12 protein-coding genes and 1 tRNA gene are annotated in these 14,627 nt (G+C 37.7%); 7 read left to right on the top strand and 6 right to left on the bottom strand.

All coding sequences use genetic code 11. The annotated features are described in order from the left end of the window. Positions 1-5: 5 nt before the first annotated feature. Positions 6-79, top strand: a tRNA-Arg gene (locus HMPREF2660_RS03590). A 120-nt stretch (positions 80-199) separates the two neighbouring features. On the opposite strand, the gene HMPREF2660_RS03585 is transcribed toward HMPREF2660_RS03590, so the two are convergent. The 4 genes from HMPREF2660_RS03585 to HMPREF2660_RS03570 form a co-directional block, all read right to left on the bottom strand. Further along, positions 200-2,908, bottom strand: a complete 2,709-nt coding sequence (locus tag HMPREF2660_RS03585) for a T9SS type A sorting domain-containing protein (RefSeq protein ID WP_070485641.1) — start codon at positions 2,906-2,908, stop codon at positions 200-202. A 262-nt stretch (positions 2,909-3,170) separates the two neighbouring features. Further along, positions 3,171-4,727: an SGNH/GDSL hydrolase family protein gene (locus HMPREF2660_RS03580; protein WP_070485640.1), complete on the bottom strand. Its 1,557-nt coding sequence runs from the start codon at positions 4,725-4,727 to the stop codon at positions 3,171-3,173. A 9-nt stretch (positions 4,728-4,736) separates the two neighbouring features. Further along, a complete protein-coding gene (locus HMPREF2660_RS03575; protein ID WP_013598161.1) occupies positions 4,737-5,966 on the bottom strand; it encodes an OmpP1/FadL family transporter in 1,230 nt (409 codons plus the stop codon). A 139-nt stretch (positions 5,967-6,105) separates the two neighbouring features. Beyond that, positions 6,106-7,317, bottom strand: coding sequence for a BaiN/RdsA family NAD(P)/FAD-dependent oxidoreductase (locus HMPREF2660_RS03570; RefSeq protein WP_013598160.1), 1,212 nt, complete (start codon positions 7,315-7,317; stop codon positions 6,106-6,108). A 106-nt stretch (positions 7,318-7,423) separates the two neighbouring features. On the opposite strand from HMPREF2660_RS03570, the gene folD reads away from it, so the two are divergent. The 3 genes from folD to HMPREF2660_RS03555 are packed head-to-tail and all read left to right on the top strand — an operon-like array spanning position 7,424 to position 9,497. Continuing rightward, on the top strand, positions 7,424-8,299 hold the full coding sequence (gene folD, locus HMPREF2660_RS03565; RefSeq protein ID WP_070485639.1) for a bifunctional methylenetetrahydrofolate dehydrogenase/methenyltetrahydrofolate cyclohydrolase FolD: 876 nt from the start codon (positions 7,424-7,426) through the stop codon (positions 8,297-8,299). 8 nt (positions 8,300-8,307) lie between these two features. Next, positions 8,308-8,955, top strand: a complete 648-nt coding sequence (locus tag HMPREF2660_RS03560; protein ID WP_013598158.1) for a 7-carboxy-7-deazaguanine synthase QueE — start codon at positions 8,308-8,310, stop codon at positions 8,953-8,955. 35 nt (positions 8,956-8,990) lie between these two features. Further along, positions 8,991-9,497: a plastocyanin/azurin family copper-binding protein gene (locus HMPREF2660_RS03555; protein ID WP_070485638.1), complete on the top strand. Its 507-nt coding sequence runs from the start codon at positions 8,991-8,993 to the stop codon at positions 9,495-9,497. A 195-nt stretch (positions 9,498-9,692) separates the two neighbouring features. Here HMPREF2660_RS03555 and HMPREF2660_RS03550 read toward each other — a convergent pair whose 3' ends face one another. Together HMPREF2660_RS03550 and hisS are read right to left on the bottom strand one after the other, a co-directional pair. After that, on the bottom strand, positions 9,693-10,613 hold the full coding sequence (locus HMPREF2660_RS03550; RefSeq protein WP_070485637.1) for a PfkB family carbohydrate kinase: 921 nt from the start codon (positions 10,611-10,613) through the stop codon (positions 9,693-9,695). Positions 10,614-10,711: 98 nt separating this feature from the next. Beyond that, positions 10,712-12,121: a histidine--tRNA ligase gene (gene hisS, locus HMPREF2660_RS03545; protein WP_070485636.1), complete on the bottom strand. Its 1,410-nt coding sequence runs from the start codon at positions 12,119-12,121 to the stop codon at positions 10,712-10,714. A gap of 119 nt (positions 12,122-12,240) precedes the next feature. Here hisS and HMPREF2660_RS03540 point away from each other — a divergent pair, with 119 nt between their 5' ends. Genes HMPREF2660_RS03540 through HMPREF2660_RS03530 form a run of 3 tightly spaced genes read left to right on the top strand, consistent with a single transcriptional unit; the run spans position 12,241 to position 14,623 of the window. After that, complete coding sequence (locus HMPREF2660_RS03540; protein ID WP_070485635.1) at positions 12,241-13,320, top strand: DNA replication/repair protein RecF; 1,080 nt, start codon at positions 12,241-12,243, stop codon at positions 13,318-13,320. 9 nt (positions 13,321-13,329) lie between these two features. Further along, positions 13,330-13,641 carry a DciA family protein gene (locus tag HMPREF2660_RS03535; protein WP_013598153.1) on the top strand — a complete coding sequence of 104 codons (312 nt, stop codon included), beginning with the start codon at positions 13,330-13,332 and terminating at the stop codon, positions 13,639-13,641. Between the two features lies 1 nt (position 13,642). Beyond that, a complete protein-coding gene (locus tag HMPREF2660_RS03530; protein WP_070485634.1) occupies positions 13,643-14,623 on the top strand; it encodes a YheT family hydrolase in 981 nt (326 codons plus the stop codon). Positions 14,624-14,627: the final 4 nt, after the last annotated feature.

Here is a 14,627-nt window from a genome sequence, read left to right as displayed (position 1 = left end):
CAAATGGCGTCGTGGCGCAACTGAATAGCGCATCTGATTACGGCTCAGAAGGTTGCAGGTTTGAATCCTGCCGACGTCACTACAAAAAAATCCTATTCACCTTTGAATAGGATTTTTTTATATGATGAAGTTTCATCTTATAAAAGAAAAAGAGCAGCCCAAATCATGAGCTGCTCTTTTTTTGTGGTTTTTAGACTATTTATTTTTTCACCACTTTGTAAGAGTTGATATTTCCATTCGCATCTGTCGTACGAACAACGTATACTCCTGGAGTTAATTTACTTACATTGATCTCTGTTTTTGATTTATTCAAGCTAGAGATAGAGTTTACCATCTGTCCTGCTATATTATAAATTTCTACAGATTGGATCGCCGTTTTAGACTCTATCGTTAATACGTCATGTACCGGGTTAGGGTATAATTTTACTGCTGCATCGTTTACATTCGTTAAACCTAACTCACCGATATTAACGGTATAATCTTCGATCTCTCCGTAAGGGTATTCTGCATTATCATAACATGCCCCCTCATTTCCATATGCAATAGAAGCTTGTGGATGATCTGGTCCTGGCATTGGAAATACGCGAACACGCATTCTGGTTGCTCCTTCTAATGCATTTTCTGGGATTGTAATCATATTCGTTACAGTACCTCCTGGATTGCTTCCGATATACGTGTACTCTTCTTCGGTGAATACACCATCGTGGTTATAATCTATCCATACATGTACAGACTCATATTGCCATCCTGCTCCTGTAGAGGCAGAGAATTCGTAGCTAGCATTACGTTTCACATCGGTAGACATTGCTGTAAAGTCATTGTACCCTCCAGCTCCACATGTTGTTGTGTTGTTAATTGTACCGAATGTTACATTGGTTAATACATCTCCATCATCACACAAAAGGTTGGTAGGTATACAGTAATCTCCTCCTTCTCCTGGACCTCCTGGACCTTCTCCTTCACAAACGGCAACCAATTTATATACTGCTTCGTCTGTACCAACTACCCAGTTTCCTTGAGAGTTGTTGTTATTGAATGCCATTCTCGAACCAATTGTGGTAGCTGTGGTTGTTTCCCAAGCTAATGCATCTGCTTTTACTTCTAACCAGTATTTCGTACCTTGTGCTCCATCTAATGCAATTGGACTTTGGAATTTAACAACTACTTTATAGATTGGGTAGTTGAACGCTGTGCCTATTTGAGTAGAGCTTACAATTGTTCCTGCTACATCCTGAATCAAAGCTCCTGGTGCGTTAGCATCATCATTATACAACGAGAAGTTAACTGCTGTTGGCTCATTGAATAAGTTCAACTCCATTTCTGTCGCTGTTAATTTTTGCGTAGCAGCTACTGGGATATCAATCGCCAATCTCTGATTACTATCTCCTCCTAAGAAAGATCCATTCTCGAAGTTGTTTGACGCAGCAACTTGATCACATGCATCTCCTTCTGGTTCTGCATAAGAACATTCTGTCTCTAATGAATAAACCGCTGCTGCTGTTGTATATCTCCAAGCATTTTGTGTTGCGTTAGAAGCAAATACTAAATTTACTGGCGATGGAGAAACCGTTGTTGTTTCGATTGCTGCTACATCCGCTTTCACTTCAAGCCAATAACGACTTGCTTCGTCTCCTTTTATTTCAATTGGCTCGCTAAAGTCTACCGTATACGTATAAGTAGGAAAGTTGAAGTGGGTTCCGGTACTTACTTTTTCAGAAATTGTACCATTTACTGTTTTCAATAATTGATCTGGTAACCCTTCCTCATTGCTCGAGTAAACGTCGAAATTAATTGATGTTGCATCTCCGAATAAGCTTAAGTTAATCTTAGATGCTTTAATGATCTGTCCTGGGTTAGCATCGAAGTTGATGGCTAAACGTTGCTGTCCTTCTCCTCCTAATAAGGATCCATTCTCAAAGTCATTCGACTCGTTACCTGGATTACACAATTCTTCATCTGTTTGGCTTGGTGCCATAGCAGAAACGATTCTACTAAAGCTTCCTGTGCTCTGATAGTTACACTCTTCATCATTATGCAAGTAGAAACGTACAACTTTTGTTTCATCTGCTTTCCAAGTTACTGTTCCTGTTCCAGATCTCAATATGTTCTCTCCAGCCTCGTCTCCGATGGTAATGAAATGTGTATCAACCGATGATTTGAAGGTATAGTTATACCCTTTTTTCACACGAACCTTAGAGTATTCTCCTGTCCATCCAGCTCTAATAATTGCATACTCAACCCCATCAGCAGTTGGTAATGAATATGTTGCTGTAGGATATTGACCGTTTGGCGCTGTTAGACATCCTTTCGCCCCAGCTAGTTTTACAGTGTAATCTTCTACTTGCCCGTAATTAGAACCAAGATTACATCCATTTTGAGCATAGGTATTATTAGAGGCTGTAAATCTCTTCATAACTCTCATTCGAGTATCTCCCGGCAATGCGTCTGTTGGTATTGTTATATTCCCTACCAACTCAACATCGTCTACACCTGTAGAGTTAGCAATATAACCAATATTAAAACGCTCTTCTTCATCAAAAACTTTATTTTGATTAAAATCGATGAAAACTGTGAAAGAGGTAGAGAAATTACCTCCAGTATATCCTTTTAGTTTTATCTCATACTCTTCACCAGGAGTTAAGTTTGCCGGCGCTAATGACGTAAAATCTTCATAAGCCAAATTTGAGTTTGCAGGTGACTGATTGTTAATTTCACCAAAAATAACAGACGTTATCGCTTCTGGATTTGAAATTGCTGGAATACAATAATCGGCCACCAAAGCTGATATCTTTTTAAACGGAGACACAAAACCATAGTCTTTCAGAGATAATCCTCCCCATGGATTCGTGCTGGCAAAACCTACGGATGAAGCTCCGATAAGTAATAGCGCTAGTAAATTTTTTCTCATAAATATTAATTTTTGTTAATTTATCTTAAAATTATAGAATTTTTTCAAATAATCAAAAAATTAACTAAAAATTTATTTATTGTTTGTCTATATAAGATAAAAACCTGTAACATTAATACTTGAACAGCCATTTCACAACAGATATGTTATAGCATAGGAATTACATTTCTAGAATTTTTGTTAAAAAAAAAGCTCCTACCGAATAGTAGAAGCTCTGTTAACTTAAAGGAGTAAGTCTCTTTATCTAATAAGAAATTACTCTTTAGTTAGGAAATGTTACCCCAGGATAAACGCTTGGGTTGACTTGTCTTAAGTTTGATGAATATTTTTGATTGATTGCTTTCACAAACATATTGGCAACGATTGCGTACCCGATACCTGTTAAGTGAACTCCATCTAAAGAGAAAGCCCCTCCTGCAATGAAGCTTGTGGTATAGGTTGTTCCGTAGAATGTTAAACCAGATACAGAAATATTTCTCATTTCAGTATTGGCATCAACCAAAGCCAAATCATACTTACTTGCAATTTCTGCAATTTTTGTATTATACGCATTAACGGCTTTTTCTACAGTCTGCAACTCGTTTCTGGTTAATACCCACTTATCTTCTAACGGATAGGTAATTCCTGCAAAAGCCAATTGTGCTGCTTGTTCAGCCGGAACGCCCATTTGTTTTAGCTGCTCTACTCTTTCAGTATCCATTTTCCCGATATACGAAGAAGAAGGAAGAACCAGTAAGTCTTGTGCAGTTGCCTGACGTGCTTGACCATATATTAGACCAAACAAAGCTGCTTGTTGTGCTCCAACTTGAGGGGTGAGTACTGCTGTAATTTCCGCGGCAAGGTTTGGTAAGCTTTCATCTTTTATTACTACGGCTGAGGCCGAAGAAGGCGAGAAAACAATTTTACGCTCCGGAACTTTTAGATAATCAAACACCATATTCAATGCACCAAATTGTTGATTTAATGCTGGAATCATCGGTCCAAAACTCGCATTTGCAGGGCTCAATGGTGCATATGGAACGGTCGTGAAGTACGGTACCGAGGTCACACTAGGAATATTGGCTAATACACCTTTTGTAGCATTTGTTCCATTTGCTGTTAAAGCCTTAACATACGATTCGATAACGTTTCCTAACAGGTCTGGATCTGTAATATCATTTGGACCGTATTCTGCGGCATTCGGATTTCCTGTTCTGTCTACTCCAACTCCACCGCTAGTAGCATATGACAAAACATCGTTATTACCAATCCATAAAGAGAAGAAAGTAGGTTGTTGAGCGACTGCATCTTTTATAACCGAGGTGTTTGCAGAGGATGCAAAACGTGCAAAGTAAGGATTTGCTTTTCCAGTAGCAATCCCAGCAGGATTTCCATAACCATCTACACCTAAATGGAACGATTTGGCTCCAGGAACACCCATATTACTGAAAGCCCCAGAAAGTTGATTGAAATTGCTTTGCGCATCAGTCGGCACAGGGACTAACGATCCATTAACAACTTGTAGTTGTAATTTCCCTTTGATACCGAAATTGGCAAATCCGCCAATATCATCCGGCATTAACGGTTGTGTAAACTCACCTCCACCTGCAGGTTTCATTAGACCTGCTAAAATAGATGGGTAGGAGTTTTCTTGTGCTGTTTTGTACAAAGCACCATCCATATAACCCGAAGTTAACGAGTTACCCAAAGCAACATATTTTGTGAAATCTGCTTTCCCAGAAGTGACTACAAAGTCTTCTACCGGATTTTCAAAATCGTCATTACAGCTAAAAAATGATAACGCAAAAGCTGCTAAAATTATTTTATTGATATTTTTCATGATGGGACCTTATTTTAGGTTATACGTTAATCCAAGACCAAAGTTAAGCGCTTTCAGTTTGAAATCTCCTTGGAAATTCGATTCTATATTATGTACATAGCGTTCGGTACCGATGAGGTATTGCCCCATTAGATCTAAATAAAATCCGTTGGCGAACTTAAATCCTAGACCACCCGATATCGTATGTTGAGTTGTACTTGGTGTTTCAGAAGACCAATACTCGCTTCTAACAGGTGATGGATCATAGGTATATCCTACACGACCAAGAATCATATCTGTAAAAGCATATTCGGTACCTACACGCCAAATAGCAACGTCTTTGAATTCTTTGGTTGCTATATTTTGGTAACCTTCTCCTGTTTGCTCATTGTATAAATCAAAAGTCAAGCGTTTGTAACGACTCCAACCATTCACCATAACATCGGCACCGATTAACCATTTTTCGATAGGACGATAAGCAATTCCGAACGTAAATTCTGATACAAGCGGTAAAGAAGCATTGAATTTATTTACCATGAAGTTCGGATTAGTCTGAAGTACTCTCGGAACATTTTCCCAGGTTAAATCTCCTTTGTTCGCTTCCATATCAACTTTTGATTTATAAGCGATACTTACGGCTAATTTTTCACTTGGTTTGAAATATGCTCCGATATTGAATCCTTTCCCAGTTGCATCTTTATCATTGATATTGAGGTTGATGTCGTTTCCAGCAACGCTCACTACTCTATCCAAGTTAACTGATCCACGTGCAAAAATTAATCCAACACCTGCACTAAACCAGTCATTGAATTTGTAAGCAACAGTTGGCTGGATATAGAAAGATTTTAGTTCTATTTTCGTTACGTTAGCTTTATTTTCCCAATCAGCCGGCCAAGTAAGGGAGCTACCGTATGGTGTGGTAAAACTTACTGCTACTGCCAAATCTTCCACAGGCTTGTAACTAACTGCTGCATAGACAGGTGTAGACATTTTGTTATCTGTAACCGATTTGTTTAAGGTTAAAGGGTCTTGCCATTTTGCTTCGGTATTTACCCCAAAACCACCGATAGAAATGCTTAGTTTACTATCGACAAATGCCAAGCCTGCTGGATTATAAAAAGCGATACTCGCATCTCTTGCGTCTGCACTTACGCCTCCCATGGCTGCTTGACGAACCCCTTGAAGAGCTACACGATATCCTCCTGCAAAAACAGAAGAACATAAGCCAAGCATAGCTATTGTTAAGAAAAGTCTCTTCATAATTTATGATGTTTTTTTAGAATATTTTAACACAAATATAGATTTTTATTATTAACAATGTTATGCCAACATGATTTTTTTTAAAAGCTTCTCGATATCAATCGATTATGTAATAAACTTACCAGTGTAACTCTTACACTTATTTAATGCTTTTATTCAATTCGGACGCAATGATAAATCCTTCCGACCAACAGGCCTGAAAATTAAACCCGCCGGTGATGGCGTCAATATTCAATACTTCGCCTGCAAAAAATAAATTTGGATGTAGTTTACTCTCCATTTTCTTGAAGTTTATCTCTCGTAAATCGACTCCGCCTGCTGTAACAAACTCGTCTTTGAAAGTGCTTTTCCCTTCGATAGTATATTCTCCGGCTGTAAGTTCTTTTGCTAATTGCTCGATTTGTAGATTGCGTAAATCTGCAAAATTCAATTTTTCTTTGATTCCTACACTAATCAATAAAGACTTCCAAAAACGTTTCGGAAAAGAAAAAGGATTATTACTAAAACAATTTTTTTTGGGTTGTTGTTGACGAAGTTTTTTCAGAAAATCTATTATTTGTTCTTCAGGTTGTTCTACGAAGTTAATTTTTATATTGAATTGATATTTTTTCTCACTCAATGCCAGTGCACCCCAAGCCGATAGTCGCAAAATAGCTGGTCCACTAAACCCCCAGTGTGTAATCAATAATGGTCCTTCTGCAGCCAAATCGCTATCGACAACTTCTACCGAAGCATTTGCAAAAGAAACCCCCATCAACTCTTTTATTCTATGGTCTTTACAATTAAACGTAAACAGCGACGGAACAGGAGAAACTATCGTATGCCCAAGCGAACGAATCATTTTCCATGCTTTTGGTGAAGATCCCGTTGCAATAACAATTTTATCGAAAACTTCTTCCTTGTTTTGGATACGAAGAATAAACTGATTGTTTTCTGCTCGAATTCCTTGTATGCCATGATTTAGATGAATATTTACTTTGGATTTTTCAATTTCTTTCAGAAAGCATTCGATAATAGAAAGAGAAGTGTTCGATTGCGGAAAAATTCGATTGTCGTCTTCGATTTTCAGCGGCACATTTCTCGATTCGAACCACTCCATTGTGTCTCCTGGCTGAAATTGATGAAAAACCCCCAACAATTCTTTTTTCCCGCGCGGGTAAAATTCGACCAATTCTCTAGGGTCGAAACACGCATGGGTTACATTACAGCGTCCTCCACCAGAAATTCTCACTTTCTGCAATGGACTTGTAGCTTGCTCGTATAGATGAGTGTTTTCTCCTATTTTTGGGTGAAGATTTGCTGCAATAAAAAAAGCAGAAGCTCCCCCTCCGATAATAGCAATTTTATTCAAAATAGCTGGATTTTATTTTTACAAAGATTGTAATCTCAGACAGAAAATACAAGTCAAAATTGGGCAAGGAGCTTTTTCGTTTTATCTTTGCAAAAATAGACACAAAATGCAAATTTTAGACGGATTAAAATTATCCAAACAAATCAAACAAGAAATTAAAGAAAGCGTTGATCAGCTTATTACTGCAGGGAAAAGAGTGCCCCATTTAGCAGCCGTTTTGGTAGGAGAAAATGGAGCTTCGCAAACGTATGTCAACAGCAAAATCAAAGATTGCGAACAAGTAGGGTTTCGTTCTTCTTTGGTTCGTTTACCGGAAACGACCTCACAAGAAGAGTTGTTGGCTGTGATAGAAAAGCTTAACAACCAAGCTGATTTAGATGGTTTTATCGTGCAATTACCTTTACCCAAGCACATTGATCAAGAAATGATTATCAATGCCATTGATCCTAAAAAAGATGTTGATGGATTTCATCCAGAAAATTTCGGTAAAATGGCTTTAGATATGGAGTCTTTCATACCGGCAACACCATTTGGTATAATGAAGTTACTAGAACGCAATGAAATCGAAACCAAAGGTAAACATGCCGTTATTATTGGTCGTTCTAGAATTGTAGGTAAACCAATGAGTATTTTATTAGCCCGAAAAGGAAATCCTGGAGATTGTACCGTAACCTTGGTACACTCGAGCACCATAAATATAGAAGAGTTTACGAAGAAAGCCGACATTGTGGTTACTGCCCTTGGCGTTCCTCATTTCTTGAAGGGTGATATGGTAAAAGAAGGTGCCATAATTATCGATGTAGGAATTACTCGTGTAGAAGATACTGATTCGCCAAAAGGATATAAAATTGCAGGAGATGTAGATTTTGAGAGTGTACAAGAGAAAGCCTCTTGGATAACTCCGGTTCCGGGTGGTGTTGGCCCAATGACTCGTGCGATGTTGCTAGAGAATACGCTTTTGGCTTACCAAAGAAATAATTAAAAACAAACATGATACAAATTTCAGGGATTACCAATGAACAACAACAGCTAGCCAACGAAGGTCGCCTCTTACCGGTAATGGAACATTTCTATACCTTGCAAGGAGAAGGTGCATATGCCGGAGTTGCCGCGTATTTTATACGATTAGGCGGTTGCGATGTTGGCTGTCATTGGTGTGATGTGAAAGAGAGCTGGGATGCAGAAATCCATCCGCTAACAGATATAGCAACCTTGGCAAAAGAAGCAGCTGCAATTTGTAAAACAATTATCATTACAGGAGGAGAACCCCTTATGTGGGACTTAACTTTCTTAACAAGCGAATTACACAAACATGGAGCAAATATCCATATAGAAACTTCGGGCGCTTATCCGTTGACAGGAGAAATTGATTGGGTTACGCTCTCTCCTAAAAAAACAAAATTACCTGTAGAAAGTATTTATCAGCAAGCCAATGAGTTGAAAATGATTATTTATAATCAACACGATTTTACTTTTGCCGAAGAGCAAGCAGCCAAAGTGAAAGACAATTGCTTACTCTATCTGCAAGTAGAATGGAGCAAACGTGACAGCATGTCACCTAAATTGGTCGAATTTATAAAACAGAATCCGAAATGGCGAATTACGGTACAAACTCATAAGTATTTAGACATCCCTTAAATTTAAAATCCGTATCTTTGTAAAAACTAACGTACATGAAAAAACTATTTTTATTATCAGGACTATCTATTTTATTAGCCTCTTGCGGAGGCTCTAAAAAAGAAGTAACCCCCTTATCATCTGAGGAAACAAGCGCTAGCATAGAGGCCGATGTAAATAACCCCGTAACAGCGATTACAATAAAAGGGAACGACAACATGAAGTACGATATTACCGAATTCACTGTGAAGAAAGGACAAGAGGTCACTATCACCTTAGACAATGTAGGTCAATTACCTAAAGAGGCAATGGGGCACAATTTAATAATTTTGAAACCAGAAACCGATGTAGACGCTTTTGCTAAAGCTGCTGAAGCTGAGGTGAAAAACGATTATATCCCAAATGCACTGTCTACGGATATTGTTGCACATACAAAATTACTAGGACCAGGAGAACAGGATAGTATTACGCTTACCTTTACCGATGCTGGAGACTATACTTATATCTGTTCTTTCCCGAATCATTACATATTTATGCGAGGAGTAATTCATGTTGTAGAGTAATTTTCTAAAACACCACACACTTTGGCACAAGATTTGATTATTACTTATCGAATAAGATTTAGTAGAGTAAATTTTGTCCTCATGTGTTAATTTTGAAGCCTCGGTTCTTTCGAGGCTTTTTTATATTTCATTTTACCGAACAAAAAAAACCTCGGTCAAAGCCAAGGTTTCTTAAACATATTTTTTCGAAGAGGATTACAGCTTCATTTCGAAACTAATCAAATCCTGAAAACGTTTTAGACGCTCATCCAAACGTTCTTTTGTCAGTTCATTCAACGAATCTGTACCGAATTTTTCTACCGTCACCGAAGCCAACGCAGAACCATAGATAATGGCGCGCTTCATATTCTCGAAGCTATAATCTTCTGTACTAGCCAAATACCCAGAAAAACCTCCTGCAAAGGTATCTCCCGCGCCTGTCGGATCAAAAACATCTTCCAGCGGTAAAGCTGGCGCAAAGAAAACGCGTTCGTCCTGAAACAGCAAAGCTCCGTGTTCTCCTTTTTTAATGATTACGGTTTTCGGACCCATTGTCATGATTTTTTTAGCAGCTTTCTGCAAACTATATTCACCCGACATTTGCCGTGCTTCTTCATCGTTGATCGACAAAACATCTACCTCTTTTATCACGGTCATCAACTCGTCCCAGGTATGATCCATCCAAAAATTCATCGTATCTAGCACCACTAATTCTGGTCGAATATCCATTTGTTCGAGAACCGATTTTTGTACCAACGGATGTAAGTTTCCTAACATAAGCACCTTGCAATCTTTCCATTGCTCAGGAACTTTTGGTTCGAAATTTTCTAAAACATTCAACTCTGTTGCGAGGGTATCACGAGAGTTAAGATCATTGTGATATTTCCCTTCCCAGAAGAAAGTTTTGCCATTTGGGATAATTTCTAAACCACTAAGGTCGATATTTTTAGATTTTAATAAATCGATGTATTCCTTCGGAAAATCACCACCTACCACAGACACAATGCCTGTTTTTACGCCTAATAAAGATGAAGCCATGCTGATGAACGTTGCTGCGCCTCCTAAGATTTTATCGGTTTTGCCAAACGGTGTTTCTAACTTATCGAAGGCAACGGTTCCTACGGTTAATAAACTCATGGTTATGAATAATTTTTGGTAAATATAGTGTGAATTCTACATTTTTGATGAGGTTTTCGATGATCATCTAAAAATGAGTTTTATGTATTATTTTTGGTTTAACAATCTTTTTTACAAGAGGTTGATGAATTATTTTGGTTGAAAAAAGGCACCAATGCCTCGAAGTCTAAATCGAATTGATCTCCTGTTTCCATATTTTTCACTTGTGCTTTTTGTGCTTTTAATTCTTCGGAACCGATTATCACCACATAGGCAACCTTATTTTTATCGGCATAATTGAGTTGTTTTTTCATTCTTGCTTCTTCTGGATACATTTCTGCCACAACCCCTTCCCGACGAAGTTTTTTGACCAATGTCGTAACTGTTTTGGCTTCTTGGCTTCCGAAATTGATGAATAAAGCTTGTGTTTGGCTCGATGTTTTTTCATCCGGGAAAAGATTCAATTCTTCGAGAACCAAATAAATCCTATCCAAACCAAAAGAAATCCCAACTCCTGAAATATCTTTTAAACCGAAAATCCCTGTCAAATCATCGTAACGTCCACCGCCACCGATAGAAGAAGAGAATTCTCCTTGTCGAGATTTTACCTCGAAAATTGCACCAGTGTAATAATCTAAACCTCGCGCAAGTGTCAGATTCAATTCTAATTTGGCCGTATCCAACCCAATATGGTGCACATTCTCGAAAACAAAAGTCAATTCTTCGATTCCCTTTTTACCAATCTCAGAGGTAGACAAAAGAGAGCTTAATTGGGTAAGTTGTTCCTGATAATTTCCTTGCACAGAAAACAAAGGCGACAATAGTTCGATGGCTTGTGGAGAAATCCCTTTGCTTAGCATTTCTTGTTTCACAGCATCTTCGCCAATTTTATCTAATTTATCGAGCGCAACTGTAAAATCGATTAATTGATCCGATATATTGGCAACCTCTGCTAAACCAGATAAAATTTTTCGGTTATTGATTTGGATATCAACCGGCAATCGCAAGGCTGAGAAAACCGCATCGTACAAACCAATAAACTCTACTTCTTGCCAAAGAGAATCACTCCCAACGACATCTGCATCACACTGATAAAACTCGCGATATCGTCCTTTTTGGGGGCGATCTGCTCGCCAAACAGGCTGGATTTGATAACGCTTAAACGGAAATGTTATTTCGTTTTGGTGCTGAACTACATAGCGCGCAAATGGCACTGTGAGATCGTATCGTAATGCTTTGTCTGAAATATGTGAAATTAATTTTTGACTATTTTTTTCTTCTAAAATCGTATCAGAAACTTTACTTAAATAGTCACCAGAATTGAGAATCTTAAAAATCAAACGATCGCCTTCTTCTCCATATTTTCCGGTAAGGGTAGAAAGATTTTCGAAAGATGGCGTTTCAATCGGTGAAAAACCATGCAATACAAATTGTTGCTGAATGGTTTGTATTATATACTGACGACGATTAACTTCTGCTGGCGAGAAATCGCGCGTTCCTTTCGGAATCGACGGTTTTTGTATGGCCATAAACTAACTTTTAGACCGCAAATTTAACTATTTTTTCTCGGCTATAAAAGTTTCGAGTTGGCAATCCTAAGGGAAGAATTTTAAAAGATTGCTGATAGAAAATGTTGTAAATTTGTCGTATGTATCTCCGTTTACTAAAAGCAAGACAGTTTAAAAATTTTACCGAAAGTGATTTCGAATTTTCTCCGAAAATCAATGCAATTGTTGGACCAAATGGTTTGGGCAAAACCAATCTATTAGATGCGATTCATTATTTGGCGCTTAGCAAAAGTTACCTTAATCATTCGGATGCGATGAATATCCAATTCGATAAAGATTATTTTTTGCTAGAAGGTGAGTTTTATAGAAATCATGTCGATGAAAAAATTTCTTGTTTGGTACGAAAAGGGCAAAGCAAACAGCTGAAAAGAAACAGTAAACAATACGATCGTTTATCTGATCATATTGGCCAATTTCCTGTGGTGATGATTTCCCCGTACGACAGCGACCTTATTAATGAAGGAAGCGAAGTAAGACGAAAATTTTTAGATAATATTATCTCTCAATCGGACAAGGCTTATTTACAACATCTGCTTCGATACAATAAAGTTTTATCACAAAGAAATGCTCTCCTAAAATACTTTGCTGCAAACCAAACTTTTGATGCAGATACTTTGGGAATTTATGACAAAGAACTAATTGAGCTAGGAGAAAAAATCTTTGCGAAAAGAAAAACTTTTGTAGAAATATTTGCCAAGGTTTTCGAGTCGTATTATGCTTCTATTTCCGAACAACGCGAACCTGTAAAAATAGAATATATATCTCAGCTAAATGAGCATTCATTCGACACATTACTACAGAATCATCTACCAAAAGATCGATTTGCTCAACATTCGACTGCTGGCATTCATAAAGACGATTTGGCTTTTACGATTTTTCATCATCCTGTGAAAAAATTTGGTTCACAGGGTCAACAAAAATCCTACCTAATTGCCCTAAAGCTCGCCCAACTAGAAGTAATTAAGCAAGTATTAAATCTTACACCGATTTTGTTATTGGATGATATTTTTGATAAATTAGATGAGCAACGCGTTACACAGCTAATACGGTTGGTGAATGAAGCTCGATTCGGACAAATTTTTGTGACAGACACCCATCCAGGTAGAACAGAAGAAATCGTTAAACGCATCAACGAAGAAAGCAAAATTATCCGTATATAATATTATTTCATGTATAGAAAAAAGTACGAAAAGCGCACATCGAACCAACAATCACTTTCAGAATTGATTGACTTTATATTCAAACAAGCTGGAAAAGAAGAACTGATGCTTGAGGTAAAGGCTGAAATCGCTTGGAGAAAATTGATGGGAACTTTTCTCGAGCAATGGACCGATAAAATGGAAGTGAAAAAAGGAGTAATTTATCTGAAAATAAATTCACCAGCAATGCGAAATGAAATCATTTATGCCAAATCGAAAATAATCGAAAATATTAATGAAGAGCTTGATAAAGACTATATATATGACCTAAAAATTTACTAAAATGCCATTAATCAACCGATCTACTTATCGCCCGAAAAAAATTTATCAACAGGAAGCCCATCTCTCCACTATCATTCCTGCTCGATTAAAAAAACATCCTATCCCCAACTATACACGAAAAAAACTAGAACTAGACGATGGCGATTTTCTCAACCTCGATTGGCGAAAAAAAGAAAAGTCCAACAAAATCGTAATTCTTTGTCACGGCTTAGAAGGAGACAGCAAAAGAACTTACCTCAACAGCTGCTCTGATTACTTCTATGAGCGAGATTTCTCGGTACTTGCCTGGAATTATAGAAGTTGTGGTGGTGAAATGAATCGCCTGAAACGACTCTATCACCATGGTGCGTACGACGATTTAGAACGCGTCGTCAATCATTTGATCTCATTAGGCTATACAGAAATTGCTTTGGTAGGATTTTCTATGGGTGGTGCTCTACTTATGAATTATTTAGGAAATGTTTCAGTACCAAAAGAAGTAAAAGTAGGGGTTGGTATTTCGGTCCCGATTTCTCTAAAATCTTCTGCAGATAGATTAAAAGCATTTCCGAATGTTGTTTATTTTCAGAATTTCAAGCGAACTTTATTGCCGAAAATCATAGAAAAAGCAAAACAATTTCCTGGTACAATCAACCTTGATCTTCTGAAAAAAGTTCGATCATTCGACCAAATAGACGATTATGTTACTGCTCCTTTGCACAATTATCCGAACAAAGAGGCCTATTATACCGAAGCTTCTCCTAAACATTGTTTACACAAAATTCGTACTCCTTGTTTGGTTGTAAATGCTAAAAATGACCCATTTCTTGGCAAAGAATGTTACGACGTTTCCCTATTCGAGAACCATCCTTTTGTCTATTTCGAGCAACCCGAATTTGGTGGACATTGCGGTTTTTCTCTGAGCGGTCAACGACATTCTTGGGCAGATAAACGTGCTTATAATTTTGTGATGAAATACATACAAAAAACCGAGAATTCATAATAAC

The organism is Weeksella sp. HMSC059D05 (genome assembly GCF_001809725.1).
Lineage (GTDB): Bacteria > Bacteroidota > Bacteroidia > Flavobacteriales > Weeksellaceae > Weeksella > Weeksella virosa.
This window is presented reverse-complemented; position numbering and strand designations above follow the sequence as displayed.